At 71.1% G+C, this 26,972-nt stretch carries 25 protein-coding genes; 9 read left to right on the forward strand and 16 right to left on the reverse strand.

All coding sequences use genetic code 11. The features are described 5' to 3' along the window. The first annotated feature begins 420 nt into the window (after nucleotides 1–420). The 3 genes from ACFQU4_RS32410 (at nucleotide 421) to ACFQU4_RS32420 (ending at nucleotide 3,996) form a co-directional block, all read left to right on the forward strand. Nucleotides 421–1,488, forward strand: a complete 1,068-nt coding sequence (locus tag ACFQU4_RS32410; RefSeq protein ID WP_377500187.1) for a LacI family DNA-binding transcriptional regulator — start codon at nucleotides 421–423, stop codon at nucleotides 1,486–1,488. Continuing rightward, nucleotides 1,485–2,912 carry a glucuronate isomerase gene (gene uxaC / locus ACFQU4_RS32415; RefSeq protein ID WP_377500189.1) on the forward strand — a complete coding sequence of 476 codons (1,428 nt, stop codon included), beginning with the start codon at nucleotides 1,485–1,487 and terminating at the stop codon, nucleotides 2,910–2,912. Before ACFQU4_RS32410 ends, uxaC begins: the two co-directional genes overlap by 4 nt. 193 nt (nucleotides 2,913–3,105) lie before the next feature. After that, the gene (locus ACFQU4_RS32420; protein WP_377500191.1) at nucleotides 3,106–3,996 is read left to right on the forward strand and encodes a GNAT family N-acetyltransferase; all 891 of its coding nucleotides are present in this window, start codon (nucleotides 3,106–3,108) and stop codon (nucleotides 3,994–3,996) included. Nucleotides 3,997–4,003: 7 nt separating this feature from the next. Here ACFQU4_RS32420 and ACFQU4_RS32425 read toward each other — a convergent pair whose 3' ends face one another. After that, complete coding sequence (locus tag ACFQU4_RS32425; RefSeq protein ID WP_377500193.1) at nucleotides 4,004–6,010, reverse strand: hypothetical protein; 2,007 nt, start codon at nucleotides 6,008–6,010, stop codon at nucleotides 4,004–4,006. A 126-nt stretch (nucleotides 6,011–6,136) separates the two neighbouring features. Here ACFQU4_RS32425 and ACFQU4_RS32430 point away from each other — a divergent pair, with 126 nt between their 5' ends. The 4 genes from ACFQU4_RS32430 to ACFQU4_RS32445 are packed head-to-tail and all read left to right on the forward strand — an operon-like array spanning nucleotide 6,137 to nucleotide 9,899. Next, nucleotides 6,137–6,478 (forward strand): hypothetical protein, encoded by a 342-nt coding sequence (locus ACFQU4_RS32430; RefSeq protein ID WP_377500195.1) that lies wholly within the window; start codon nucleotides 6,137–6,139, stop codon nucleotides 6,476–6,478. A 33-nt stretch (nucleotides 6,479–6,511) separates the two neighbouring features. Beyond that, a complete protein-coding gene (locus ACFQU4_RS32435; RefSeq protein ID WP_377500197.1) occupies nucleotides 6,512–6,949 on the forward strand; it encodes a nuclear transport factor 2 family protein in 438 nt (145 codons plus the stop codon). Nucleotides 6,950–6,960: 11 nt separating this feature from the next. Next, the gene (locus tag ACFQU4_RS32440; RefSeq protein WP_377500199.1) at nucleotides 6,961–8,403 is read left to right on the forward strand and encodes an AAA family ATPase; all 1,443 of its coding nucleotides are present in this window, start codon (nucleotides 6,961–6,963) and stop codon (nucleotides 8,401–8,403) included. Continuing rightward, complete coding sequence (locus tag ACFQU4_RS32445) at nucleotides 8,400–9,899, forward strand: hypothetical protein (protein ID WP_377500201.1); 1,500 nt, start codon at nucleotides 8,400–8,402, stop codon at nucleotides 9,897–9,899. Before ACFQU4_RS32440 ends, ACFQU4_RS32445 begins: the two co-directional genes overlap by 4 nt. Nucleotides 9,900–9,904: 5 nt before the next feature. Here ACFQU4_RS32445 and ACFQU4_RS32450 read toward each other — a convergent pair whose 3' ends face one another. Then, nucleotides 9,905–10,300, reverse strand: coding sequence for a MarR family winged helix-turn-helix transcriptional regulator (locus ACFQU4_RS32450; protein ID WP_377500203.1), 396 nt, complete (start codon nucleotides 10,298–10,300; stop codon nucleotides 9,905–9,907). A 79-nt stretch (nucleotides 10,301–10,379) separates the two neighbouring features. Here ACFQU4_RS32450 and ACFQU4_RS32455 point away from each other — a divergent pair, with 79 nt between their 5' ends. Beyond that, nucleotides 10,380–11,855, forward strand: a complete 1,476-nt coding sequence (locus tag ACFQU4_RS32455) for an MFS transporter (protein ID WP_377500205.1) — start codon at nucleotides 10,380–10,382, stop codon at nucleotides 11,853–11,855. A 48-nt stretch (nucleotides 11,856–11,903) separates the two neighbouring features. Here ACFQU4_RS32455 and ACFQU4_RS32460 read toward each other — a convergent pair whose 3' ends face one another. After that, complete coding sequence (locus ACFQU4_RS32460) at nucleotides 11,904–12,386, reverse strand: NUDIX hydrolase (protein WP_377500207.1); 483 nt, start codon at nucleotides 12,384–12,386, stop codon at nucleotides 11,904–11,906. 27 nt (nucleotides 12,387–12,413) lie between these two features. Continuing rightward, entirely contained in the window at nucleotides 12,414–13,460 is a 1,047-nt protein-coding gene (locus ACFQU4_RS32465; RefSeq protein ID WP_377500209.1) for a hypothetical protein, read from the reverse strand. Between the two features lie 94 nt (nucleotides 13,461–13,554). On the opposite strand from ACFQU4_RS32465, the gene ACFQU4_RS32470 reads away from it, so the two are divergent. Then, on the forward strand, nucleotides 13,555–14,283 hold the full coding sequence (locus tag ACFQU4_RS32470; RefSeq protein ID WP_377500211.1) for a VOC family protein: 729 nt from the start codon (nucleotides 13,555–13,557) through the stop codon (nucleotides 14,281–14,283). Between the two features lie 290 nt (nucleotides 14,284–14,573). Here the strand turns inward: ACFQU4_RS32470 and groL are convergent, their stop codons facing one another. The 12 genes from groL to ACFQU4_RS32530 all read right to left on the reverse strand — a co-directional run bounded on the left by groL (nucleotide 14,574) and on the right by ACFQU4_RS32530 (nucleotide 26,912). Beyond that, entirely contained in the window at nucleotides 14,574–16,184 is a 1,611-nt protein-coding gene (groL, locus tag ACFQU4_RS32475) for a chaperonin GroEL (RefSeq protein WP_377500213.1), read from the reverse strand. A gap of 17 nt (nucleotides 16,185–16,201) precedes the next feature. Further along, nucleotides 16,202–16,498, reverse strand: coding sequence for a co-chaperone GroES (gene groES / locus ACFQU4_RS32480; RefSeq protein WP_377500215.1), 297 nt, complete (start codon nucleotides 16,496–16,498; stop codon nucleotides 16,202–16,204). Nucleotides 16,499–16,652: 154 nt separating this feature from the next. Beyond that, the gene (locus ACFQU4_RS32485) at nucleotides 16,653–17,021 is read right to left on the reverse strand and encodes a hypothetical protein (RefSeq protein WP_377500217.1); all 369 of its coding nucleotides are present in this window, start codon (nucleotides 17,019–17,021) and stop codon (nucleotides 16,653–16,655) included. Nucleotides 17,022–17,066: 45 nt separating this feature from the next. Then, nucleotides 17,067–18,113: an aldo/keto reductase gene (locus tag ACFQU4_RS32490; protein ID WP_377500219.1), complete on the reverse strand. Its 1,047-nt coding sequence runs from the start codon at nucleotides 18,111–18,113 to the stop codon at nucleotides 17,067–17,069. 79 nt (nucleotides 18,114–18,192) lie between these two features. Beyond that, complete coding sequence (locus tag ACFQU4_RS32495; protein WP_377500221.1) at nucleotides 18,193–19,248, reverse strand: magnesium and cobalt transport protein CorA; 1,056 nt, start codon at nucleotides 19,246–19,248, stop codon at nucleotides 18,193–18,195. A 409-nt stretch (nucleotides 19,249–19,657) separates the two neighbouring features. Then, the gene (locus ACFQU4_RS32500; protein WP_377500223.1) at nucleotides 19,658–20,746 is read right to left on the reverse strand and encodes a family 43 glycosylhydrolase; all 1,089 of its coding nucleotides are present in this window, start codon (nucleotides 20,744–20,746) and stop codon (nucleotides 19,658–19,660) included. Nucleotides 20,747–21,202: 456 nt separating this feature from the next. Further along, entirely contained in the window at nucleotides 21,203–22,399 is a 1,197-nt protein-coding gene (locus ACFQU4_RS32505) for a class I SAM-dependent methyltransferase (RefSeq protein ID WP_377500225.1), read from the reverse strand. Nucleotides 22,400–22,401: 2 nt separating this feature from the next. After that, nucleotides 22,402–23,445, reverse strand: a complete 1,044-nt coding sequence (tsaD, locus tag ACFQU4_RS32510) for a tRNA (adenosine(37)-N6)-threonylcarbamoyltransferase complex transferase subunit TsaD (protein WP_377500227.1) — start codon at nucleotides 23,443–23,445, stop codon at nucleotides 22,402–22,404. Further along, complete coding sequence (locus ACFQU4_RS32515) at nucleotides 23,442–23,912, reverse strand: GNAT family N-acetyltransferase (RefSeq protein ID WP_377500229.1); 471 nt, start codon at nucleotides 23,910–23,912, stop codon at nucleotides 23,442–23,444. Before ACFQU4_RS32515 ends, tsaD begins: the two co-directional genes overlap by 4 nt. Then, nucleotides 23,912–24,583 (reverse strand): tRNA (adenosine(37)-N6)-threonylcarbamoyltransferase complex dimerization subunit type 1 TsaB, encoded by a 672-nt coding sequence (gene tsaB / locus ACFQU4_RS32520; RefSeq protein WP_377500231.1) that lies wholly within the window; start codon nucleotides 24,581–24,583, stop codon nucleotides 23,912–23,914. Before tsaB ends, ACFQU4_RS32515 begins: the two co-directional genes overlap by 1 nt. Further along, nucleotides 24,573–25,517, reverse strand: a complete 945-nt coding sequence (tsaE, locus tag ACFQU4_RS32525) for a tRNA (adenosine(37)-N6)-threonylcarbamoyltransferase complex ATPase subunit type 1 TsaE (RefSeq protein ID WP_377500233.1) — start codon at nucleotides 25,515–25,517, stop codon at nucleotides 24,573–24,575. Before tsaE ends, tsaB begins: the two co-directional genes overlap by 11 nt. A 6-nt stretch (nucleotides 25,518–25,523) precedes the next feature. Beyond that, nucleotides 25,524–26,912 carry a DEAD/DEAH box helicase gene (locus ACFQU4_RS32530; protein WP_377500235.1) on the reverse strand — a complete coding sequence of 463 codons (1,389 nt, stop codon included), beginning with the start codon at nucleotides 26,910–26,912 and terminating at the stop codon, nucleotides 25,524–25,526. Nucleotides 26,913–26,972 lie beyond the last annotated feature (60 nt).

Genomic DNA, 26,972 nt, shown 5'->3' on the forward strand with positions numbered 1-26,972 from the left:
AGGACCCACCGAGGGTGAAAATCGGGGGATTCCACGCTCCGGGACCTGCCTCTCGGCCGAGCTTCGGTGGCCCGGGTCACCGTACCCAGCTCGGATGGGCGCGCTTCCTGCGTTCGCGCCCGACCGGGAGATCCACCGATCGGTGGAACCCGTGGTTGCCGGGTCGAAACGGGATTCCCGGCAACCACGGGACGCAGCTCCCCGGAATCACTGCGCCGCCGCAGGTCTCTGGGCCACCTTCCATCGCCACTCGAACCGGTACCGCGCTGGCAAGTCATGGCAATCGTTTGTCACCGGTTGCCGAGTGTGCTTTTCTGCCAGTGCAGGTCCACCGCAGTGCCGTGGTGTCCGCGGACCGAGCGGAGCGCAGTGCTGCGGGGGTCATCACCGAGATCGAGCAGATCGAGGAGGATCGAGGCGTTGTCAGAAGCAGGCGGGGCTGACCGACCGGCCACGATCGGCGACGTGGCCGCCGCGGCGGGCGTGGCCGCGTCCACGGTCTCCCGGGCGTTGAACAACCCGGGCCGGGTCAACGCGCGCACCCGGGAGCGGATCGAGAAGATCGCGGCCGAACTCAACTACGTGCCGAGCACCCAGGCCCGGGCGCTGTCCTCGGGCCGGACCCGGACCGTCGCGCTGCTCGTCCCCGACATCACGAACCCGTTCTACTTCGACCTGATCCGGGGCACCCAGCATCAGCTGAAGGCGGCCGGCTACACGCAGCTGCTGGTGGACACCGAGGAGTCGGCCGAGGTCGAGGCCGAGGCGCTGGACCGGCTGCGGACGGCGACCGACGGCGTCATCCTGACCGCCTCCCGGCTGACCGACGAGCAGATCATCGCGACCCACCGGACCCGGCCGATGGTCACGATCAACCGCAACGCGGGCACCGTGCCGACGGTCGTGATCGACACCCCGACCGCCCTGCGGCAGGCGCTGGATCACCTGCTGGCGTTGGGACATCGGCGGCTGGCGTACCTCGGCGGACCGGTCAACTCCTTCTCCAACGGGCTGCGCTGGAAGACCCTGTCCGAGGAGCTCTCGGCCCGGCCCGGGCTCGAGATCGTCCGGCTCGGACCGTTCGCGCCGACCATGACGTCGGGCGGCCCGGCCGTCGAGGCCGTACTGAATGCCGAGGCGACCGCCTGCATCGTCTTCAACGACCTGATCGCGATCGGGATGCTGGAACGCTGCCGCGGCCGGGGCATCGACGTGCCCGGCCAGCTGAGCATCGTCGGCTGCGACGACATCTTCGGCGCCTCGTTCTGCCACCCGCCGCTGACCACCTGCACGGCGCCGATCGAGCGGGTCGGCCAGGTGGCGACCACGATGCTGCTGTCCCAGATCAATCCGGGGCTGGTCGGCCGGGCCCAGTCGCGGCGCAGCCTGACCCTGGTGCCCACCCACCTGACCATCCGGTCCTCCTCCGGACCGGCCCCCGTGCCTGCCGCTGTTGCCGAAAGCCCAAGAGACAAGGACCTCGTGTGACCGAGACCGCCGCGCAGCTACTGCAACTGGACCCGGACCGGCTGTTCCCCGCCGATCCCGCGATCCGTGCCCTGGCCCGGGAGCTGTACGAGCCCGTGGCCGACGCGCCGATCTATTCGCCGCACGGGCACGTCGATCCGGCTCTGCTGCTGGACAACGCCCCGTTCGGCGACCCGGCGGAGTTGTTGATCACTCCCGATCACTACGTGCTGCGCCTGCTGCACGCCACCGGGGTGACCCTTGCTGATCTTGGTCGGGGAGCCGACGGGACCGGGCCGAGGCCGGACGGCCGGGAGATCTGGCGGCTGCTCTGCCGGAACTGGTACGTCTTCGCCGGCACGCCGGTCCGCTACTGGCTGGAGTCGCAGCTGGCGGAGATCCTCGGCGTCAACGTACGGCCCAGCGAGGAGTCCGCGGATCGCTTGTACGACGAGCTTTCCGAGCTGTTGCAGAGCGACGCGTTCCGGCCCCGCACCCTGTTCGACCGGTTCAAGATCAAAGTCCTGGCGACGACCGACGACCCGGCCGATGATCTTGCCGCGCACCGGGCGCTGGCCGCCGACCCGACGTTCACCGGCCGGGTGCTGCCCACCTTCCGGCCCGACGGCTACCTCGACCCGAGCGTCGTCGGCTGGCCGGACCGGCTGGCCCGGCTCGCCGAGGCCGCCGGGTCGGCGACGGACTCGTACCGCGGACTGATCGATGCCCTCCGGGCCCGCCGCCGCTACTTCATCGAGAACGGCGGCACCGCCACCGACAACGGCCCGTTCGACGCCTGGGGCACCCCGCTGCCCGACGCCGAGGCGGAGCGGATCCACGCCGCCGGTCTGGCCGGCACGGCGAGCCCGGCCGACGGCGTCGCGTACCGGCGCAACCTGACCTACCAGCTGGCCGCCATGTCGGTCGACGACGGTCTGGTGATGCAGCTGCACCCGGGCGTGCACCGCAGCCACCACGCCCCGTCGCTGGCCCGCTACGGGACCGACGCCGGTCATGATCTTCCCGCGGTCGGCGGCTACACCGAGCCGCTGCGCCGGATCCTGAACGACTTCGGCACCGACCCGAACTTCCGGCTGGTGTTGTTCACGGTCGACGAGACCACGTTCTCCCGGGAGATCGCCCCGCTGGCCGGCTTCTATCCGAGCGTGTACGCCGGCGCCCCCTGGTGGTTCCTGGACACCCCGGCCGCGATCGGCCGCTACCGCGCCGCGGTCACCGACAGCGCCGGCTTCTACAAGACTTCCGGCTTCATCGACGACACCCGCGCCTTCCTGTCCATCCCGGCCCGGCACGACATGTCCCGCCGCACCGACGCCGTCCACCTGGCCGAGCTCGTCGCCACCCACCAGCTGGACCTGGCCGAGGCCCACACCATCGCCCACGACCTGGTCACCACCATCCCCACCACCGTCTTCCGCCTCTAACCCCCTCGCCCGCACCCACCCCCACCCCGCCGACCGGGCACAAAAGCAGGCGTTCTGGCGGCGTGTCGCTGCAGAGGTGCCCAGTCGGCGGCGGGTTGGGCGCCGGGGCGGAACGCGGCCACGCTCGCCGAGCTTCCAGGGCGGGACGAAAATCACTGGGGCGGCGACGTCTGCGGGCCTAGGGTCGGCGGCTATGGACGTGCAGTTCTACGACGACCCGGCCGAGTTCCTGGCCGTCGCCGGGCCGGTGCTCACGGCGGATCCGGTGGTCGGCAGCGTGATCGCCACCAACAGCCAGCGGATCGTCCGGGAGCGGGCGGCCGGCGTGCCGAAGCCGACCGACCGGCCCTTCTGGTGGGCCACGGTGACCGACGGCGCGGACGTGATCGGCGCCGCCATGCGTACGATGCCGAACCCGCCGCACCCGATGTTCGTCCTGCCGATGCCGGACGAGGCGGCCCTCCTGCTGGTGACGACGCTGCTGGAGCGCGGCGAGCATCCGGGCGGCTGCAACGGTGCTCTGCCGGCGGCGCGGGTCATCGCCGACGAGACCGTACGACTTCGCGGCGGGACCGTGGCGGTGGCCATGCACTCCCGGCTGTTCGAGTGCCGTGAGGTGATCCCGCCGAAGGTGCCGCCGGGGACCTTGCGCCCGACCGGGCCCGCCGATGACGACCTGGTCGTGGAGTGGTGCGAAGCCTTCGGCCGCGACGCCGATGAGCAGGGCGGCCGGGAGCCCGAGCCCGGGAACACCCGCGACCCGGAGGCGGTCCGCCAGCGCATCCTCGCCGGCCGCCGGTTCTGGCTGTTCCTCGACTCTGACGGCGAGCCCGCGCACCTGACCGGCGTCAACCCGCCCGCCTTCGGGGTGAGCCGGATCGGCCCGGTCTACACCCCGAAGTCGCACCGCGGCCGCGGCATCGCCTCCCACGTGGTCGCCGAGCTGACCGCCCGCGGGCTCGCCGAGGGGACCCGGATGTGCCTGTTCACCGACCAGGCCAATCCGATCTCGAACAAGATCTACGAGGCGATCGGCTACCGCGCCGTGGTCGACATGGCGAACCTGAAGATCCTGCCCGACTGAGCTCCGGTCAGGCGCTGGTCCAGCGGTAGAGTTCTCCCGTGCCGCGCTTGGAGTAGTAGAGGTTGCCGAGCCGGTCGATCGCCAGATTGGTCATGTTCGTCGCGATCGTGGTCAGGTCGAGGGTGGCCGGGTCGACGGTGAAGATCGTGCCGGCTGTGCTGCCGACCAGCCGGCCCTGGTGCCAGAACAGGCCGTGCCCGGTGTAGTACTCGACCGTGGGATCGGCTTGGAAGTACGTCTTCCGCTGGGTCACCGAGCCGGTCCCGAGGTCGTACCGGAACAGGGTGTTGGTCGCCGTGCCCCAGAGCGCGCCGGTGTCGTCGAAGGCGAGGCCGCCGATGCTCGTCTCGCCCGGCACCGGGACCGTCGAGAAGATCACCTTCCGGGTCGCCAGGTCGAAGCCGAACAGGACCGCGTCGGTCGCGGTCGGCGCGATGCCGAGGCCGCCCCAGATCGCCGTACCGCCGTAGATCACGCCGTCCCGGTGGATCAGCGTCACGACGGACTGCGCCGGCACCACGTCGCGATAGACGTCGACGGCACCGCTGGCCCGGTCGTAGAGCGACAGGGCGCCGCCGAGCTGGCCGTACTCCGGAACCGAGCCGACGGCGGTCAGCTCGCCGGCCGGCGTCAGCGCGACCGGCCGGTCCTGCGCCGACCCGAGGTCGACCGGGGCACCGGGATTGACGCCGGACGACCAGGGCTGCGTGGTGTCGTAGCGATAGAGCTTGCCGTGCGGATAGACGCCGAGCACCAGGTCCGTGCCGTGCGCCGTCATCCCCTCGACCTGCGCACCCCAGGCCAGCTGGGTCGTCGCACCGGTCTCCGGGTCGACCCGGGCCACGCCGCGCGGGGTCAGATAGCCGCCGGCGAAGACGTCGCCGGCCGGGCCGGTGCCCAGCGAACGGATGATGTACGGCGTCCCCTCGGCCCGACTGGCCAGCGTCCGGACCTCGTGCGTGATCGGGTTGAAGGCGGCAAGATCACCCAGGCTGTTGCCGGTCATCAGGGTCTGCCGGGGCAGGCCGGGCAGCTGCAGCCAGGCCCAGTCCCGATTGGCGTACGTCGTCGTCAGCGCGGTCGGATGCCGCTCGCCGGAGTCCAGGTCGTAGCCGGTCACCGGCCCGCCGGTCGGCGAGTAGAAGGCGACCCGGCGCCGCCCGTCCGCGGTCATCAGGTCGGCGGCCGACGAGACGTGCAGCCCGACCACGTCGGCGATCCGGTCCACCCAGCGATCCCGGATCAGGTCGTACACCAGCAGCACCGAGGACGGGCTCATCCGGGCGAACAGCAGGTGCTCGGCCACGTCGAGGTCGTACACGAAGGACTCGCCGGCGACGTCGTCCGGCAGCGCGATCTCGGCGGTCTGTCCGGTGGCCGGATCGACCCGGACCACCCGGGCCACGGCCCCGGTGCCGGCGTACAGCATCGTGCCGTCGGTGCCGAGGCTGCGGACGTACTGGGCGCCGGGGAGGACCTGGCCCTGGTCGATCCACGCGTCGGTCGCCGGGTCGTAGGTGATCACCCGTCCGTCCGGATAGGTGCCGAAGTGGACCCGGCCGTCGGCCGTGATCGTGGTGGCCCAGAAGTGGGTCTGGCCGAACGGCCGGTCCTTGATCACCGTGAGCGTGCGATCGTCCGGGTCGAATCGGAGCGCCTGCCCGCTGGACTGGGTGCCGATGTAGACCCGGCCGTCCGGCGCCGTCTTGTACGTCCACGCCTGCTTGACCGACGACACGGGTTCGGACTTGATCAACTCGCCGCTGACCGCGTCCACGACGCTGAAGATCGACGGGGTTCCGCCGGCGATCATGACCGCCAGCGGCCGCCCGCGACCGTCCTGGGTGAAGCCCATTCCCGCCGTGGTGACCCCGGTGATCGGGGTGCCCAGATATTCCTGTCCCGGCGCCGCCAGGGCCCGGGTCGGCGCCGCGAGGCCCGATCCGATCACCCCGGCACCCGCGGCGAGTGAGCCGCCCAGAAAGCTACGCCGTCCGACAACCTCGATGGCCATGGACCCTCCTTTGGACACGACCAGAAACCAGATTTGGTGTAGCAGTAATTGTGCGCATTGAGAGGCCGGGGCACAACGGGCTGTCCATTCCGGCTCCCGCCGGGCGGGAACTGCTAGCCTCCGGCGGTGGGCAGCGCGCGAGGAAACTGGGCCGGATTCGTCGTCCTGGCCGCGGTCCTGATCGGACTGCTCCTGTTGATCATTCCGCCGATCTACTCCTCCGACGTGAATCGCGTCGACCTCTCCTGCGGCGTGCCGTTGCTCTTCAACGAGGACGACGCCTCCCGGGAAGCGCGCCGGCAGGATGTCCCGGGCGAGACCGCGCTGCTGATCGGCGCAGAGTGCCACGAACGCGTCACCGGGCGGATCGCCGGCGCCGTCCTGGCCGGGCTCGTCGCCGTCGGCACTCTCGGCATCACCAACCTCACTCAGGGACGTCGCCGGTCAACCGAGGCCCCACAGGATTGAGGCCATGATCAGTTCCGCACCGACGGAGGAGCCATGACGACGACCGAAGATCAACTGGCGATCACGACGGTGATCGCCCGGCACGGGCACCTCGTCGACGACGGCGAGCTGGAACGGCTCGGCGAACTGTTCACCGAGGACGTGAGCTACGACGTCTCCGACCTCGGCGGCGGCATCCTCGAGGGACTGCCGGCGATCATCGAGGCCTCGCTCGCCCTGGGCGCCGGGAACCCGCTCGCCCACCTGGTGACCAACATCGTCATCGACTCGATCGACGGCGACGAGGCGACGGCCCGGTCCAAGGGTCTCGGGGTGAACACCGACGGCAGCCTGGGCACCGTCACCTACCTGGACGACCTGCGCCGGATCGACGGACGGTGGTTGATCACGCACCGCAAGGTCCTGGTCCGGCGGGCCCCGCTCGGCGGCCGGACGGCCTCGGCCGTCGCCCCGGAAGGCTCCGACGGGTAACCTGCAGCGGCATGGACATGTCCGGGGGATTCGACGAGTACGGCACGCCGGGCGGCCCTGACGCCCCACCGGGCCGGACGACGCTCGGCGCACTGCGTGGCGCCGGCTACCGGTACCACAGCGTCAAGACCGAGATCCGGCACAACCTGGTCGCGAAGCTCAGCATGGGGCGGCCCACCGTTCCCGATCTGATCGGCTTCGAGACGACCGTGCTGCCGGAGCTGGAACGCTCGCTGTTCGCGCTGCACGACGTGATCGTGATCGGCGACCGGGGCCAGGGGAAGTCGACCCTGGTGCGCGGCCTGCGCGAACTGCTCGACGTGTGGGCGCCGGTGATCGAGGGCAGCGTCCTGCACGAACACCCGATGAATCCGCAGAGCCGGTGGGCCAGGGAGCTGATCGCCGAGCACGGCGACGACACCCCGGTCGACTGGGTCAACCGGGACTCCCGGCTGGCCGAACTGCGCGCCACGGCGGCGACCACGATCACCGACCTTCTCGGTGATCATGATCCGGCGGCCGGCCACGGGCTGCTGGCCGCGATGAACCGTGGCGTGATCATCATCGATGATCTTGGTGCACTGGCACCGCGGGTGCAGTCCACCCTGACCGGCGTCCTGTCCGACCGCGAGCTCGCCGTGGCCGCGGACGCGAGCCGACTGCCGCTGGACGTCCTCGTCGTGGCGACCATGGACAGGATCGACTACCAGGAGGACGGCCGGCTGATCGCCCCGCTGCGGGACCGGTTCGCGGGCGCGGTGACCACCCACTATCCGCCCACCCTCGAGGACGAGGTCGAGGTGCTGCGCCGGCGGGCGGTGATCGGTCCGCTCGACTCCAACCTCTTCATTCCGCGGATCCCCGACTACCTGGTGGAGATCGTGGCCCGGTTCGCCCGGGCGGTCCGCGCCAGTACGGCCCTCGACCCGGAGCACGCCGGCAGTGTCCGGTTCGGCCTCGCCGCCCTGGAGTTGCTCGGCGGTTCGGCGGCCCGCCGGGCCTCGCTGTGCCAGGAGGACGCCATCGCCCGGCCCTCGGACCTGGCCACCCTGCTGACCGGCGCGAGCCTCCGGTTGCACGCCCCGGACGGCGATCTGGAGCAGGAGCGGTCCCTGCTGGACGAACTGCTGGACGACGCCATCGCGCAGACCTGCCGGGCCCGGCTCACCGACGCCGACCTGACGATCATCGGGGCCCGGATCGACGCCGGGGTGAGCATCGAGTCGGGGCCGGACACCGGCTCCCGGGACCTTCTTGATCAACTCGGTACGGTGCCGCGGTTCTCCCAGCTGCTCAAGCAGCTCGGGGTCAACGACGGTGCCGAGACGCCGGGGCTCGCGGCCGGAGCCGTCGAGTTCGCCCTGGAGGGCCTGGCCGCCCGGCACCAGCTGGTCCGGCACCGCACCGGGATCATGATCAACTATCGCGCGGCCAGCCAGGCCGGCACGCCGTGACCTCCCGGCCGGCGATCGACCTGGTCGCCGAGCTGGCCCTGGACGGAGTGTCCGTCGAGCAGGCCGTCCGCACCATGATCAAGTACGGGGATCCGCCCGCGATCACCGGCCTGGACGCGCTGCGGCCGCAGGTCGCCGCCCGGCGGGCCGTGATCGGCCGGGTGCTGGCCGTCGATCCTGTCCTCGCCTCGGTCGCGCCGGTCGTCGACGATGCGGTACGGGTCGAGCTGCGGACCCTGTTCGCCGACCCGGATGATCTGGCCCGGCTCGAGGAGGCGGAACTCCGCCAGCTACCCGAATCGGCCGCCGCGGCGTACCAGCTGCTGGCGGGCCGGCGCTGGCATTCGGCGGCGGCCGAGGCGATCTTCGCCGACGCCGCCGACACCGTCCACCGGTCGGTGTTCGCCGCCTTGGTCGACCGTGCGGTACGCGAGCTCGGCGCCCTCGCCACCACCGAGGTCGAAGCGGTGATCATGGCCCTGGGACACTTCGGCGCCCTGGCCGACGACGGCCTCCACCGCCCGGGCACGGAGCAGGACCAGGCCCGGCTGCAACCGCTCCGTTCCCGGACCGACCCGGCCACGCCCGACCTGGACGGGCTGACCGACGATCTCGCCTGGCGCCGGTCGGCCCAGCACCGGTGGCTCGCCGTACTCGAGGAGCCCGACCGGCGCCGGCTCGCCGCCGCCTGGACCGGCCTCACCGCCCGGCGCCCGGACTGGCTCGCCTCGATCGCCGCCTTCCACCGGCGGCTGTCCGTGCTCCGGAGCGGGCTCGATCCGGACCGCCCCGACGACCGGCTGGCCCTCTACCTGTTCACCGAGGCGCTCGATCCGATCGCCGAGTCCGCCGACCTCGACCTGCTCGACCGGGCGCTGGCGCAGGACTACCCGGGATCGAGTCTGGACGACGTCGACGCCGAGGCGGTGGGCCGGCTGCTCGGCGACGCCGCCGGGCGCCGGCTGGCCGACCTGAACACGTTCGCCCGCCGGGTCCCGGTGAACGACGACACGGCAGCCGTGGTCCGGCGACGACTTCCGGCCGCCGCGCTGCGCCGGGCGCTGACCCCGTCCCTGCGCCGACGGCTCGGGTCGCTCGCCGGGTCCGTACCGGAGGATCATGCGGCGGTCGTCCTGGTGACGGACTCCGGGCAGGCCGCCCGCGCCGCCGAGCTCGCGGTCCGGGAACTGATCCGCCGGCACCGGCCCGCGGAGGCCGTCACGATGATCAAGAACCAGGGCGGGCTCCAGCCACAGATCGCCCGCGCCGTCGCTCGCTCCGGTGCCGACCGGGCGGCCGTCCTGGTGCTCGCCGACGACCGCCGGCACGCCTCCCTCGACCCGGCGACGCTGAGCGCGCTCCGCCGTCGCGGTGATCAACGAGGGTGGGTGGTCGGGCAGATCTCGGGCTCCGGCGCGACGATCCGCGAACGGGTGACCTCGACCGCCCGGCAGGCCGCCGAGTTCATGATCGACTTCTGGGCCGCGGCCGACTGACCCGGTCAGCCCAGATACTCGGCGAGCAGACTACGATGTGACACGACCGCCTTGGTGTGGAGCTTCTTTCCCGCCACTGTCAGACCGACCAGCAGCGCCCGCCGGTCGTCATCACAGGTCATTCGATCCACCAGCCCGGCCTTGTAGAGCCGGTCGACCACGCGCGACAACGCGCTCTGGGTCATCGAGGTGAGCTGGCTGAGGTCCTTCATCCGGCACGGCTGGTTCGGGTCCTGCGCCTCCCACACCAGGTCCAGTACCTCGAACTCGCTCAGCCCGATGCCGTACTCGGCGGTCAGCGCGCGGTCGATCGCCATCGATGTCCGCAGATAGGTGCCCTGCAACTCGCGCCAACGCTCGACCAACCCCGTGTCGGCAACCGCACCGTTCATGAACCCCATTCCTACCACGCAACGGAATAACATGCAACTTCATAAGATGCTTGCGCATTGGATGCTTACGCATATATCTTCTCGAATCGTGACTTCATCTGCTTCCTCCGCGGCCGTCGCCGCGGAACCCGCCCGGTGGCCCCGCAGCCGCTGGATCCTCCTTCTGGTGGTCAGCGTCGTGCTGGCCCTGGACGGGCTGGACGTCTCGATGGTCGGCGTCGCACTCCCCTCGATCGGCCAGGAACTCGGACTCGACACGGCGGCCCTGCAGTGGATCGTCTCGGGCTACGTGCTCGGGTACGGCAGCCTGCTGCTGCTCGGCGGCCGGCTGGCCGACCTGCTCGGCCGGCGCCGGATCTTCCTGATCGCCCTGGCCGTGTTCGCCCTGGCGTCGCTGATCGGCGGCCTGGTCTCCGATCCGCTGCTGGTGATCGGGATGCGCTTCGTCAAGGGCGTGGCCGCCGCGTTCACCGCGCCGACCGGCTTCTCGATCATCACCACCAACTTCGCCGAGGGCCCGGCCCGCAACAAGGCGATTTCGATCTTCTCCACCTTCGGCGCCTCCGGCTATTCGCTGGGCCTGATCGTCGGCGGTCTGATGACGACCGTCAGCTGGCGCTGGACCTTCCTGTTCTCGGTTCCGTTCGCCCTGATCGCGGTGATCATGGGCGCGATCTTCGTACCGAAGGATCGGCCGGAGCCGGGCGGTGGCCATGATCTTGCCGGAGCGATCACCCTTCCCGCCGGAATGTTGATCTTGGTCTATACCCTCGTCTCGGCACCCGACGTCGGCTGGACGGCGCCGCGCACCATCGGCGGATTCGCCCTGGCTGCAGCAATCCTGGTCGCCTTCGGCGTGATCGAGACCAGGGTCCGGCACCCGTTGATCAGGTTCGGCATCCTGCGTCAGGGCTGGGTCGCCCGGGCCAATCTGAGCATCGTGGCCCTGTTCGGGTCGTACCTGAGTTTCCAGTTCATCGTCACCCTCTACCTGCAGTCGGTGCTCGGCTGGCAACCGTTGTCGATGGCGCTCGCCCTGCTGCCCGCCGGGCTGTTGGTGGCGTTCACGGCACCGTTCGCGGACCGGTTGATCAACCGGGTCGGCAGCCGGAAGTTGATCATGGTCGGGTTGGGCGCACTGGCCCTGGGCTACGTGCTGTTCCTGCGGGTCGGCACCAGCCCGAACTACCTGGTCGACATCCTGCCGTCGGTGATCCTGCTCGGCGTCGGCTTCGCGCTCGGCTTCCCGTCGATCAGCGTGCAGGCGACCTCGGGGATCAAGGACTCCGAGCAGGGTCTGGCCGCCGGGCTGCTGCAGACCAGCACCCAGGTCGGCGCGGCGCTGGTGCTGGCCGTGACGACCGCCCTGGTGGTGGGCGGCGGACACGGAGCGGCTGCCCCGGCAGCACGCTCGGCGGAGGAGATGCTGGCCCAGTTCCGGCCCGGGCTGTTCCTGGCCGTCGCGGTGGCGGCGGCCGGCCTGGTGATCGCCCTGCTGCCGCGGCGCACGGTCGCGGTGGCCGAGCCGGATCCCGAGCCCACCCCGGAGCTCGAGCGGGTCTAGGAGGGTGGTGTCAAACGCTGCCGCCAGCGTTTGACACCACCCTCCTACTTAGCCGGAGACGAGTACCGGCTCGGCCGGCGCCCCCTGGCTCAGCAGGTCGCCGAGCAGGTCGGGCAGCCCGGCCGGGCGGAGACAGTCGGTGGTGGACCGGAGCTGCGGGACGGTCCACCACCGATGTCCGTCGATCGCGGCCCGCTCCAGCGCCTCGAACCTCGACGTGTCGATCTCGAAGGCCGGCACCCGGAGCAGGAAGTAGTGCTGGAAGTTCCGGTACGGGATGCCCTCCCGGACCGACTCCCAGGGGCGGCCGTGCCACACCTCCGCGCCGAGTTCGGCCGGGTCGACCGTCAGCCCGGTCTCCTCCCACAGCTCGCGGGCCGCCGCCTCGGCGTACGTCTCGCCGTCGACCAGCCCGCCGCCGGGTGCGAACCAGCGGGTCGCGCCGTCGTCGGTGACCGAGAAGAGCAGGATCCGCTCCGCGGGGTCGACCAGCAGCACCCGGGCGCTGCGCCGTACCCGCTCCTCGATCACGGCGGCAGCCTACTGCGGCGCGCCCCGTCACGGCCGCCATCGCCCGGCCGCCCGCAGGATGCGCAGCGCGTGGAGCGTGATCATCTCACTGGGCACCCCGGCGACGCCCCAGTCGACGACCTCCACCTGGTGTTCGAACCGGTGCCCCTTGGGCACCCACCACTGCCGGTCCGCGGCCCAGCGCCCGTCGGGACGGCGCTTGCGCTCGAGCAGGCTCAGGGCGGGGTCGGCGCGGGAGTCGGTGACGCTGCGGTCGATCGCCAGGAAGGTCAACGCGGCCAGCACGTCGTAATGCCAGTACGACGGATAGCCGAGCTTGGTCCAGCGCTGATCGATGATCGCACCGGCCGGCCGCGGATTGGGGCGGCTCCGGCTCGGTACCCCGGTCCCGGTACTGAAGTAGACCTGGTGCTGCAGGAACAGCTCGGCCGCCCGGTCCGCCGCCTTCGCCGCCGCCGGGTCCTTGGTGGCGATGGCGTACTCCCTCAGGCCACGAGCGGGCAGCAGCGACTGGTGGAACGACGACCGCCGCCCGGAGGCCTTGACGTGGCAGTTCCATCCGCCGTCGGGCCACTGCCACTCGATCAGCCGTTCTGCGATCGTCGCGGTGCGCGGATCGCTCGCGAGCCCGAGCCGGGAGGCGATCAGGAGCACCCCGCCCGGCCCGAAGCCGTAGACCCGGGCCAGCCCGTCGACGACGCGCGACGGCTTGGCCGGCACGGTGGCGTCGAGCAGGAAGTCGGCCGACGCGAGAACCCGGGGATCGGGCGGTACGGCGAGCTCGGTCAGCGACAGCGTCCGCCACATCGTCCCGCCGACGTCCGGCGTCAGGTCGACGTGGTCGACCCCGATCAGGTCCTCGGGCGACCTGGAGGTGCCGGCATACCGGCGGATCGTGACGCGCTTGGCGAAGCTCCCGTCCGGCCGCTGGCCCTCCAGCAGCGCAGCCACTTTCGGGCCAGCCAGGATGTCGGCGGGCGACTCGGACCCTGGCTGGTCGAGCAGGTCGCGCCGTGCCTGAAGGCGGATGCCGGGCTCGTCCGATCCCAGCAGCCACTCGACGGCTTCATCCACCGCTCCACGGTCTCACAGCGCTACGACACCCAGCCCGGCGCTTTTTGCCGTACGCTGTACAGAGTTATGACTCCGTACGCGTGAGGAAGAAGCCATGGCCGGCGAGATCGCTATCCCCCTGCTGCCCTGCCGCTCCATCGACGAGATCGAGGACTTCTACCGGATGCTCGGCTTCGAGCGCACCTACCGGCAGGCGAAGCCGTACCCGTGCGTCGGCCTCCAGCGCGAGGACCTCCAGCTGCAGTTCTTCGGGCTGGACGGCTTCGACCCGGAGACTTCGTACGGGTCCTGCGTGGTCCTGGTCGAGGACACCATGGCGCTCTACGAGGCCTTCGCCGCCGGCATGCGCGCGACCCACGGCAAGGTGCTGGTCTCCGGCCTTCCGCGGATGACCAGACCACGCAAGCGGAAGAACGTCGGCAACGCCTCCGGCTTCTCGATCGTCGACCCCGGCGGCAACTGGATCCGGATCTTCCACAACACTCTCCCGGCGCAGGACGGCACCGCCGAACCGGCCGGCCAGCTCGCGAAGACCCTGGCGAACGCGGTCGTCCTGGGCGACTCCAAGGGCGATCTCCGGCAGGCCGCCCGGATCCTGGACGGCACGCTGACCAGACACCGCGAGGCGGCGCCGGTCACCGACCTGGTGGAGGCGCTGGTCTACCGCGCCGAGCTCGCGTTGCGGCTCGACGACCGGGCGCGGGCCGGCGCACTGCTGGCGGAAGTCGCGGCCGCGGAGCTCACCGGCGAGCAGAGGGAGAGCCTGGCCGAGGCGCTGGCGAACGCTGCCGACCTGGAGTTGGCGCGGGCCGCCGGAGACTGACCGCGGATTCCCGGCCGGGATCGGACCATCGGCGCCCGCCATCCGTCCACGCCGGGCGACCTACCTACGGGGCGCGACCGAGCCCCAAGATTGCGAATTCTGCCGTCGCCCCGCGGACCGCGCCCTCCCCCGACTCGGCACCTGCGCAGCGACACGCCGCAGAAACGGCTGCGTTTGTGCCGAGTCGGCGAGGGGGTGGGGGTGGGGAAGGGAAAGGGCCTCGGGGGCCTCCCGGACGTGATCGTCGGGGAGGGCCCGAGGCCCTTTGTGTCCTGCTGTGTGACCGAAGGTCAGTGGGAGTGCCCGGCAGCAGCCGGTGCGTCCTCTTCCTCCGGCTTGTCCACGATGAGCGTCTCCGTGGTGAGCAGCAGCGAGGCGATCGACGCGGCGTTCGCCAGCGCGGACCGGGTCACCTTGACCGGGTCGATCACGCCGGTGCCCACCAGGTCGCCGTACTCGCCGGTCGCGGCGTTGTAGCCCTGCCCGACGGGCAGCTCGGCGACCTTGTACGCGATGACGTAGCCCTGCTCGCCACCGTTCTCGGCGATCCAGCGCAGCGGCTCGATCAGCGACTTCTTGACGATCGAGACACCGACCTTCTCGTCACCGGTCAGGTCCAGACCGCCCTCGAGAGCCTGCGCCGCGTGGACGAGAGCGGAGCCGCCGCCGGCGACGATGCCCTCCTCGATCGCGGCCCGGGTCGCGGACACGGCGTCCTCGATCCGGTGCTTCTTCTCCTTGAGCTCGACCTCGGTGGCAGCGCCGACCTTGATCACGCAGACGCCGCCGGCCAGCTTGGCCACCCGCTCCTGCAGCTTCTCCCGATCCCAGTCGGAATCGGTGCGCTCGATCTCGGCCTGCAACTGCTTCACCCGGGCCTGGACCTCGTCGCTCGAGCCGGCGCCGTCGACGATCGTGGTGTTGTCCTTGCTGATCACCACGCGACGGGCCCGACCGAGCACCTCGAGGCCGGCCTGGTCCAGCTTGAGGCCGACGTCCGGGGTGACGACCTGACCGCCGGTCAGGGTCGCGATGTCCTCGAGCATGGCCTTGCGCCGGTCACCGAAGGCCGGAGCCTTGACGGCGGCCGAGGTGAAGGTGCCCTTGATCTTGTTCACGACCAGGGTGGACAGCGCCTCGCCCTCGACGTCCTCGGCCACGATGAACAGGGTGCCGGAGGCACCGATGACCTTCTCCAGAAGGGGAAGGAGCTCGTTCATCGAGCTGATCTTGCCGGAGTGGATCAGGATGTACGGATCGTCGAGAACCGCCTCCATCCGCTCCGCGTCGGTGACGAAGTACTGGGACAGGTAGCCCTTGTCGAACTGCATGCCCTCGGTGAACTCGAGCTCGGTGCCCAGAGTCTGCGACTCGTCGACGGTGATCACACCGTCCTTGCCGACCTTGTCGAACGCCTCGGCGATCAGCTCGCCGATCTGCGGGTCCCGGGCCGAGATGGTCGCGACGTGGGCCATGTCCTGAGTGGTCTGCACCTCACGGGAGTTCTCCCGGAGACGCTCCGCCACGGCGGACACGGCGGCGTCGATCCCACGCTTGAGGCCGATCGGGTTGGCACCCGACGCGACGGCCTTGAGGCCCTCGTGGACCAGGGCCTGCGCCAGCACGGTGGCCGTGGTGGTGCCGTCACCGGCGACGTCGTTGGTCTTCGTCGCCACTTCCTTGGCCAGCTGAGCACCGAGATTCTCGTACGGGTCCTCGAGCTCGACATCGCGAGCCACGGTGACGCCGTCGTTGGTGATCGTCGGAGCGCCCCACTTCTTGTCCAGGACGACGTAGCGTCCCTTGGGGCCGAGCGTCACCTTCACGGTATTGGCGAGGATGTCGACGCCGCGCTCGAGAGAGCGGCGGGCGTCCTCGTCAAATTGAAGGATCTTAGGCATTGATGGGTCCCCTCAGATCACTTGGTGACGACGGCGAGGATGTCCCGCGCGTTGAGCAGCAGGAGGTCCTTGCCGTCGTACTTGACCTCGGTGCCGCCGTACTTGCTGAAGATCACGACGTCGCCCTCGGCGACGTCCAGCGGAACCCGGTTGCCGTTGTCGTCGATCCGGCCCGGTCCGGTGGAGACGACCTTGCCTTCCTGCGGCTTCTCCTTGGCGGTGTCCGGGATGACCAGCCCGGACGCCGTGGTCTGCTCGGCCTCGAGCGGCTCGATGAGGATGCGGTCCTCGAGCGGCTTGATCGTGACTGCCACGTTCAAACCCCTTTCACAGGTGAAATGTATGTGCATGGGATAGCTCAGCCGAGGCGTCGTCGCGGTGCCGTCCCGGTCGAGTTGGCACACTCGGTTGGAGAGTGCCAACCCGAGATTAGCACTCCCCCTCAGTGAGTGCCAGCGGGCCGTACGGTCAGCGCTTCGGCGAGCCGCCGACCCGGGAGAGGGCCTCCTGGGCGACCCAGTGCCGGGACCCTTCGGGCGAGGTGATCAGGCAGACCAGCTCGCCGTCGACCTCCTTGACCGCCCGGACCACGGTCACGTGATTGGTCCGAATCCGGCGCCCGTCCTCGAGCGCGATCGGCGCCGCCGGCCGGACCGCCTGGCCGATCTTGAGCGGGCGGGGCGGCAGGAACAGCATGATCAACAACAGGATCGGGCCGAGCAGCACGCCGAGCACGGTGAAGATCAGGTCGTGGTAGCCCTTCCGGCGGGCCTCCCACGCCGCGGCGACGCCGGCCGCGACGTACAGCACGACCAGCAGCACATTGAGCGGCGACACGGCCCCACCTCCGGCCGAAAGGATAGCCGCGCCGGCCGGTCGGGATCAGGGCGTGTCCAGCGCGGCCAGGTGTTCGTCGCCGAGCTTCAGGTCGACGGCGCCGAGCGCCTCGTCCAGCTGGGCCACGGAACTGGCGCTGAACACCGGGATCATTGCGGCCCGCCGGGCCGGCAGGTCGGCCTTCGCGTCCTGGCTGCTGCCGGGTACGTAGTGCAGCGTGCTCCGGACTCCGGCCAGGTGCCAGGCCAGCACGACCTGGTTCGCGGTCGCGCCCAGCTCGTGGGCGATCCGGTGCGCCAGCCGCAGCCGGCGCTCGCTGTCCGGATGGTCGTAGGGCTCGTAGATCGGCATCCAGGGCCGGACCAGCTGGCCGCCCTGTTGGGGCGAGTAGCTCAGGATGGTCAGGTCCGGCTGGTCGGCGGCGTAATCGACCGCCTCCGGGGTGATCACGGTCGCCTCGTCCGTGCCGGGGGTCGGCCAGTAGACCGAGTGCTTCTGTTGCCAGGCGCCGAACCCGGCCCGACCTGCGGCGCGGCTGTGCTGGCGAGCGACGGCCAGTCGCCAGGTCGCCGTGTTGGACAGGCCGGGGATTGCGACCAGGCCCTCGTCCACCAGGGCGGAGAAGGTGTCGGCGATCTCGGTGATGTCCCGGTCCCGGTCGTCGACGTGGCCGAGGTAGACCCCGACCCGGTCCAGGCCGAGCCGCTGCAGGCTCCCGGTCAGCTGGGTTCGGACGACCTCCGGGCCGAGGCCTTCGTAGTTGGTCGGCGGTTCGATCGACAGCGGGCGGCCCGGGTCGCGCTTGCCGGCGCCGCACTTGGTGGACACGACCACCTCGTCGGCCACCTTCCGGCTGGCGATCCACCGGCCCAGCAGCCGTTCGCTGTCGCCGGAACGGGTGCCGAGAGTGTCCTCCGTCCAGCCGCCGTAGTTGTTCGAGGTGTCGAAGAACCGGCCGCCCTGTTCGTAGAACCGGTCCAGGATCTCGTACGAGGTTCGTTCGTCCTCCCGGACGCCGAGGAACATGACGCCCAGGCAGAGGGCGCTCACTTCGAGTCTGGTGTCTGCGCTGTGCAGGTATCGCGTCTTCACGGGTTCGAATCTAGGAGCGAAACGGCCTGCCCGCCCGATCCAATCCACGGTGCCGAATCCGTACCAATCGCGGCTCCGGTCAGAGCCAGCGGCGGCGTTTGAAGACGAGGTAGAGCACGATCGCCGTGGCCAGGGTGGCGAGGATCGCGACCGGGAAGCCGAAGATCCAGTCCGATCCCGGCAGGTAGTCGAAGTTCATCCCGTAGATGGTGCCGACGAGCGTGGGCGCGAACAGGATCGCAGCCCAGGCGGAGATCTTCTTGACCTCTTCGTTCTGCGCCAGGCTGGACTCGGTCAGATGCTGCATCTCGGCGTTCTGTCGCTGCCCGACCAGGGTCGCGTGCACGGTCAGCGCGTTCTGCAGCAGGGCCCGGTAGGCGTCCGCGCGCTCGACGATCCTGATCACGTGATCTTGGACGTCGCGCAGGTTGCGCTGCAGTTCGACGTCGACGCGATACTTCTCGAAGCCGCGTTCCAGCGCGTTCAGGATGCCCAGCAGGGGGCGGGTGGCGCGCTGGAACTCCATCACCTCGCGGGAGAGTTCGTAGATCCGCCGGGACACCGTCTCGTCGCCGGTGTTGAAAAGTTGATCTTCGATCTCGTCGATGTCGTTCTCCAGGCCGGCCACGACGGGCTCGTACTCGTCGACCACCTGGTCCAAGATCGCGTACAGGATCGCCTCCGGCCCGCGGCACAGCAGCTCCGGGTGCTCCTCCAGCCGACGCCGTACGTGAGCGAGGTTCGGCGACTCCGCGTGCCGCACGGTGACCACGAACTCGGGACCGATGAACACGTGCAGCTCGCCGAACTCGACCCGCTCCACGTCATCCAGGTAGCGGGCCGGCCGCAACACGGCGAACAGCGTGTGTCCGTAGCGTTCCAGCTTCGGCCGCTGGTGGGCGGTGATCGCGTCTTCGACCGCAAGATCGTGCAGACCGAACTCGTTCGCGACCGAGTGGATCTCCTCGTCGGTCGGCCGGTACAGGCCGATCCAGGCCAGGCCGCGGCGCTCCCGGAGGAGTTCGTACGTCTCGTCGAGGCTGGCCGGACTGCTGGTCCGGACGCCGTTCACGTAGATCGCGTTGTCGACGACGCCGCCGCGCCGGTCGGTCGTCGGTTCGAGGTCGTCGGGCATCAGTGCGCCGTCATGGTGTGTGAGGGTCTTGGAAACCCGGAAAAGCCGAAGGATCGACATCGGGAACTCCCGCTGCGTCGGCAGACCCGAACTCCCAGCATCGTGGCGAGATGATCAATCGCCCGATGTGGTGGCCGGATCCGAGGCGGTCTGAGGACGGAGCTGGGTACTTTGACCAGGACTCATCGTCCTCACCTCCTCCACCTCGGCGTGCGCACACGCGCCGATCCGCTACCGGGCCAGGGTATCCCCAGGTCAGCGCGACAACAAGCCGGGACGATGATCACGCCGAACGGCGAGACCGGGCGCTTGGCCCGGCCTCGCCTCTGCGGCCGCCGCGGTCGATGATCAACTTCCGGCCCGGGTGGGCCCGGTGATCAGCGGACGGACCACCCGGGACGGCCGATGATCATGCCGGGTCGAGGAAGCTCTTGACCTCCGGGGTCGCACCGTCGTCGCCCCAGCCGAGGGTGGTCGCATAGAGCACCCGCTTCTTGTCCGCCGGCAGCGGGAACACGTCGGCGCACGCGGTGGTGGAGAGGGCCGGGCAGACCCAGCCGTGCAGCACCAGCCGCCACTCGCCGGGGGTCGCGGTCGGCGTCGGGTCGGCCCCGCCGGGACCGCAGACGCCGGTCTTCTTCGTGGTCAGCAGGCTCCGTTCGGGTCCTGCGGTGAAGCCGGCGGTCGGCGAGTTGGAGCGCCACCAGACGGTCGCGTAGTCACAGCTGAGGTAGTTGAACTTCGACGCGAACAGGACGAACTTGCCGCCCCGCTGCACCATCGCGGGATTCTCGATCTGACCCTGGTACCGCTGCAGTTCGACGCTCGGCGCGATCGCCGTGGTCCAGTCCGCGTTCACCTCGACGATCCGCAGCGTGGTGAGCGGATTCGGCCGCTGTGTCTTGTACAGCACGAATCTGCGGCCGTCCTCGGTCAGGATCGGCGCCGCGTCGATCAGCCCGTCGCCGGGGTTGGGCGTCGGCGGTTGATCACTGGCGTTGATCAACTCGCCGTTGTCGTGTCGGATCGCGCCGGCCGGGCAGCTGACCGGCCGGTCGGTCGGCTGGTACGGGCCGGCCGGTCCCACCTCGGAGACCGCAACGCCGATGCAGCGCTGATTCGCGGCCAGGCCGTCGACCCGGGCCGAGTAGTAGAGCACGTACCGGTCACCGCCGACGTGCACCGCATCCGGGGCCCAGATCGGCGCATCCAGCGCCCAGCCGCCGGTCCCGGTCAGCGCGGGCCCCATGACCTGCCACGGCCCGGCGGGACTCGGGGCCTTGAGGAACGGCGCCCCGGCGCCGGTGGTGAAGGCGTAGTACTCGCCGTCGGCGAAGATCACGCCCGGGTCGGCCGCCACCGTCTCGGCGAACACCGGCTCGGGCGGGTCCAGCGTCCCGGCTCCGGACGGCACCGCCGGCCCGAGCAGCAGCCCGACTACCGCCAAGAGCCCGGCGAACCAGGCCCGCTTCCATGATCGACGTCGATCCATGATCATCTCCCTAGGGTCTGCCACGTGGCAGAGACGATAGCGGCCGCCGCGACCCACCACCAGTCCCCAACGCCACCCACGGACACCCGTGCTGACCCGCAGCCGCGACTACTTCTCCCAGCCGCGACCGATGCAACAGTCGCGGACGCGAGGAGCGGTCGCGGGTGACGGCGGGGGCGCGGGGGCCGGGGGTGCGGCGTGCGGGGCCAGGGCGCGAAGTGAGAGCGGGGCCGGGGGTGCGGGATGCGGGCGGGGCCGGGGTGCGGGGTGCCGGAGCGGGGTGCGGGGGTGCCGGTGCGGGGTGCGGAGTCCGGGTGCCGGGTGCGGGGTGCGGAGTCCGGGTGCCGGGTGCCGGGTGCGGGGTGCGGAGTCCGGGTGCCGGGTGCCGGGTGCGGAGTCCGGGTGCCGGGTGCCGGGTGCGGAGTCCGGGTGCCGGGTGCCGGACGGGGTGCGGGAGGCGGGTCAGACTCGGCGGACGTGCAGGGCTCGGGCGCCGGAGGGGGTTCGGGTGATCAGGAGGGTGGCGGAGGCCGGGCCGCGGGGCTTCAGGCGGAGCCGGAGCAGTGCGGGGTCGAGGCTGATCCCGCGCTGTTTGATCTCCAGGGTGCCGATGCCGTTGTCGCGGACCCAGGCCCGGAGCACCTTCTCGGTGTACGGGAGTTCCTTGATCACCTCGAAGGCGGCCGCGGTCGGGGTGACGACGAGTTCGTCCGAGGTCAGGTAAGCGCCCTGCGGATCGAGCAGGGACGCGTCGAGCATCGCGCCGACGGTGCCGATCGCCCGGGACCTGATCACGGCGCCGATGGGTTCGTAGACGTACCGGAGCGGGCCGGACACCGGCAGCTGCACCGGCCCGCGGACGATCCGGGTCTCCGGCAGGATCAGGGCCGACCAGCGGCCGGGGGCGACCCCAGGGCCGCTCCACAGGGCGAGTTCGACCGTCTCGCCGCCGGAGCTCAGCCACTCGGCCTCGACCGAGTCGTCGATCCGGTCGTGCGGCAGGCCGGGGCCGAGCTTGATCCCGGTCGGTCCGGGCCTTCGCAGCAGTTCGGCGGCGAAGTCCCACGGCGGGCTGAAGTCGTCCGGATTCCAGACCCTCCGGCCGGCGTTGCGGCGGGCCGGGTCGAGGAACACCCCGTCCTCCGGACCGGGCCGGACGGCACCCTCGGTGACGTCGGCGATGATCACTTCGGCGGTCAGGTCGTCGGCATCGGCGACCCGGCGGGCAAGATCAAGATTGTGCCGGGCCAGGATCGCCGTGGCCGGATCCCGTTCCACCGCGACGACCGAGATCCCGGCCAGCAGGAAGGCGATCGCGTCCGCCCCGATGCCGCAGCCGAGATCGAACACGCGCAGCGAACCGGCCGCCGTGAACCGGTCGGCATGGTGCCCGGACACGTCGACCCGGGACGCCTGCTGCAACCCGTCCGGCGACAGCAACAGCCCGCCGGGCAGCAGATCCAGCAGCTCGCCCAGCTTCGGCCGGGCGGCTCGCCACAACGCGGCCTGGGTCAGTGCCGCCGCGGCCAGCTCCGGCCGGAACTCCCGCCGCAGGGTGGTCGCGGCCGCCAGACTGTCCGGGTCGTCCTGCTCCATCGCCAGTTCGATCGCGGCAGCGCCCTCGATGGTGGTCAGCGCCGTCGCCGTCGCCGCGTCCATGATCAGACGACGATCGTCGACACCGGAAGACCGGGGTCGGCACCGAGATCGAACCCGGACGGCCGCAGTCCGCGGCTCACCACCTCGGCACCGAGCGCGGCGATCATCGCGCCGTTGTCGGTGCACAGGGCAGGCCGCGGGGTACGTAACGTGATCTTGTTCTCGGCGGCCCGCTCGGCGAGCAGCGCCCGCAGCCGGCCGTTGGCCGCGACTCCGCCGCCGATCAGCAGGTCGGTGGCGCCGGTCGCCCGGCAGGCGTCCATCGCCTTCGCCGACAGCACGTCGCAGACCGCCTCCTGGAAGCTCGCAGCGACGTCGGCGACCGGTACGTCCCGGCCATCCAGCCGGCGCTCCTCGACCCAGCGGGCGACCGCGGTCTTCAGGCCGGAGAAGGAGAAATCGAACCGGTGCTTGATCAGGTCGCGGGAGGTGCTGAGCCCACGCGGGAAGGCGATCGCGGTCGGATCGCCGTCCGCCGCCGCGCGGTCGATGTGCGGCCCGCCGGGGTACGGCAGCCCGATCAGCCGGGCCACCTTGTCGTACGCCTCCCCCGCCGCGTCGTCGATGGTCGAGCCGAGCTCGGTGATCTTGCTGGCCATGTCCTCGACGGTGAGCAGCGAGGTGTGGCCGCCGGACACCAGCAGCGCCGCGCACGGGCTGGGCAGCGCACCATGATCGAGAAGATCGACGGCGACGTGGCCGGCCAGGTGGTTGACGCCGTAGAGCGGCTTGTTCAGCGCGTACGCCAGCGCCTTCGCCGACGACAGGCCGACGACCAGTGCGCCGACCAGGCCGGGCCCGGCGGTGACCGCGATCGCGTCCACCTCGGTGAGGTCGATGTCGGCGGTGGCACAGGCCCGTTCCAGGGTCGGCAGCATGGCCTCCAGGTGGGCCCGGCTGGCCACCTCCGGCACCACGCCGCCGAACCGTACGTGCTCCTCCACGCTCGACGCGACCTCGTTGGCCAGCAGGTCGTGGCCGCGCACGATCCCGACCCCGGTCTCGTCGCAGGAGGTCTCGATGCCCAAGATCAACGGGCCGCTCATGTCGCCGCTCCAGGCTCTAGGTCGAGGTCGTACCGCTTCAAGATCAACGCGTGCCGGCCGGGGCCGTAGTAGTCGGTCCGAGCGCCGAGCTGCTCGAAGCCGTTGCGCTGGTACAGCTCGATCGCCGCCTCGTTGTCGAAACGGACCTCGGCCAGCACCGCCCGTACCCCAAGGGTACGGACCGCGGCCAGGCCGGCCTCCAGCAGCCTGCGGCCGAGCCCCTGCCGGCGATGATCATCGACGACCACGATCCGGTGCAGGTCGGCCACCTCACCGGTCGTCCGCAGCGTGATCACGCCGAGCAGTTTCCGCTCACCGTCGGCGGCGACCAGCACGGTCCGGCCGTCACCGGTCAGCTCGTCCCGCCAGCCGGTCTCGCTCCACTGCTCGTCGGCGTCGAAGCCGGCCCGCTCCAGGTCCATGATCGCGGACAGGTCGGCCGGCGTGGCGGCGGTGATCGTGATCATCACGAGCGCCTCCGGTTGGTCGCCAGTACCGACTTCGGCCGGGACGGCTCAACCGCGTCGGGACGCCTGAGATACAAGGGTTCCAGGCCGACGTCGGGCAGTTCGGGACCGGCCGCGGCCACGGCCCCGCCGTCCAAGATCAACTCCGGTCCGGCACCGGTCAGCCGCTCCGGATAGACCGCGGTCGCCGGGCCGTAGCAGGGCAGGTCGGGCACGCTGTCGGGCGACCCGACGTCCGGTCCGGCCAGCCGCCGGCCCGCGGCGTCGTAGCGGGCCCAGTAGACCTCGCGGCGCCGCGCGTCGGTGGCGATCACGAACTCGCCGGCCGGTGCGGCCGCGGCGACGGCCTGGGCGGCGAGCACGTCCAGGCTGCAGACGCCGCGGACGTCGACGCCCAGCGTCAGCCCGAGCGTACGAGCGGTGACGATGCCGACCCGCAGCCCGGTGAACGGGCCGGGACCGACGCCGACCACGAGCCGCCGGTCCAGTGTCTTGTCCCGCAGGTCGATCCCTGCTTCGGCGCAGACCTGGTCGACCAGGACGATCAGTTGTTCGGCGTGCCGCATCCGGTCCGGCGCGGTGGCCCGGCCGAGCACCGTACCGCCGCGGGCCAGGCCGACCGTCGCGACGGTCGAGGTGTCGAGCCCAAGGACGTACGCGTCAGTGGGCATCGGTCGCCCCTTCCCGCAGCGCCGTCAGGTCGGCTGCGTCCCAGCGCGGCCCGACGCCGCGCAGCACAACGGTTCGGGTGTCGGTGCCGGGCGGCCGGTGGATGCCGATCTCCAGCCGGTCGGTGGACAGCCGCTCGGCCAGGCCCTCGCCCCATTCGACCAGGGTGACCGACTCGGCCACCCGGGAGTCGAGATCAAGATCATCGAGCTCGTCCTCGCCACCGATCCGGTACGCGTCGACGTGGACCAGGTCGGGCCGGCCGGAGCCGGACGGATGGATCCGGGAGATCACGAACGTCGGCGAGATGATCGGCCCCTGGCTGTCCAGGCCCTGGCCGATGCCCTGGGTCAGCGTGGTCTTGCCGGCGCCCAGTTCGCCGGTGGCGATGATCACGTCGCCGGGCTCCAGCAGTTCGGCCAGCCGGCGGCCGAGCGCGTGCATGGCGTCCGCGTCGGGAACCATGATCACGACCGGCAGCAGCTTGACCAGGTAGACGCCGTGCGGCGCCTCCCGGTCGACCCGGTAGCCGCGGTGCTGCCAGAACTCGATCAGTTCCGGGAACTCGGCGCGGGCGAACAGCTCCACCTCGGTATGGCCTTCGGCCGCAGCCAGTTCCTCGGCCGCGCGCACCATGGCCGACGCGACGCCGTGGCGCTGGAACGCCGGATGCACCGAGACCCGCTGCAGGCTGGCTCGGTGCCCGGCGCTACCGCCGATCAAGATCACGCCGGCCGGCTTCTGGGCCACGGTGGCGTACACGCCGACACCGCGGCCCAGGGTCTCAGCGACCGTGGCCGGCGTCTCGTCGATCGCCGTCGACGGCGGGTCCAGCGGAGGCCGGGCCCCGAAGGCGGCGTGGATGACCTCGACCATTCCGGCGGCGTCCTCGGGATCGGCCAGCCGGAGCTCGAGTTCAGGTACGGATGCGTTCACCAGCGGTCATCGTAGTGCGGCCGAATCGTCCCGGCGCGGGCGGCGCCGATCCCCGGACCCCCGACGGTCCCCGAAGCCCTTGCGGCCCCCGGATCCCTGGCGGCCACGGAACGGTCGCGGACCCGAACGGCCCGAGCCGCGCGGCGGCTTCGGCGGGCTGATCAGGCGCTGGTAGTCGGCGTCGCTGATCGCCTCGCCGGACGGGCTGCGGGCGCCGGTCGCGTCGGCCAGACCCGGGTCGCCGGACTCGCCGATCACCGGCGTGGCCGTGACGCCGGCCTGCCGGGTCAGCCGGTCCAGCTCGCGGCGCTGGTGCGGCAGGGCCAGGGTGACCACGACGCCGCTACCACCGGCGCGGGCGGTCCGCCCGGCCCGGTGCAGGTATTCCTTCGGCCCGTTCGGCGGATCGACCTGGAGCACCAGGCCGACGTCGTCGACGTGGATGCCGCGGGCGGCGACATCGGTCGCCACCAGCGCGGGGATCCGGCCCTCCTTGAACGCGGCCAGGATCCGGGTCCGGGCGCCCTGGGTGAGGCCGCCGTGCAACGCACCGGCGGTCACGCCGGCCTCGCGCAGCTGACCGGCGATCCGGTCGGCCGCCCGCTGGGTCCGGACGAAGATCACCGTACGGCCGTCGCGAGCCGCGAGTTCCGCGGTGAGCACCGTCTTGTCCTTCGGCTGCACGTGCACGACGTGATGGCTCATCGTCGAAACGCTGGCCCGGTCGGAGTCGACCTGGTGGGTGACCGGATCGGACAGGTAGGTGCGGACCAGCCGGTTGATGCCCGAGTCCAGGGTGGCGGAGAAGAGCAGCCGCTGGCCGCCCGCCGGCACCGTGTCGAGCAGCGTGGTCACCGCGGGCAGGAAGCCCAGGTCGGCCATGTGGTCGGCCTCGTCGAGGACCGTGACCTCGATCGCGCTGAGGTCGCAGATGGACTGGTCGAGCAGGTCGATCAGGCGTCCCGGCGTGGCGACGACGACGTCGACGCCCTGCTCGAAGGCGCGCCGCTGAGGTCCGTACGGCATGCCGCCGGCGATCAGCGTGACCGAGAGCCCGACCGCCTTGGCCAGCGGCGCGACCGCGTCCGCGACCTGCAGCGCGAGCTCACGGGTCGGGACCAGGATCAGGCCGCGGGGCAGCCGCGAGGACTTGCCGGCGAGGCGGGCCAGCAGCGGCAGGCCGAAGCCGAGCGTCTTGCCGGAGCCGGTCTGGGCGCGGCCGAGCACGTCCCGGCCGGCCAGCGCGTCGGGAATGGTCGCGGCCTGGATCGGGAACGGGTCCTTGATCCCGTTGCCGGCCAGAACGCCGAGCAGCGGCTCCGGAAGCCCGAAGTCGGCGAAGCCCGAACCGCTGGCGTCGGCCTCGGCCGTCTCCTCGGGACCGGACCAGGTCATCAGGTCCTGATCGGCCTCGTCCGCTGCGGGGCGAGCCGGGCGGTCCCGGTCGCCGAAGCG

Source organism: Microlunatus sp. GCM10028923, from assembly GCF_042666975.1.
Classification (GTDB): Bacteria; Actinomycetota; Actinomycetes; order Propionibacteriales; family Propionibacteriaceae; genus Microlunatus.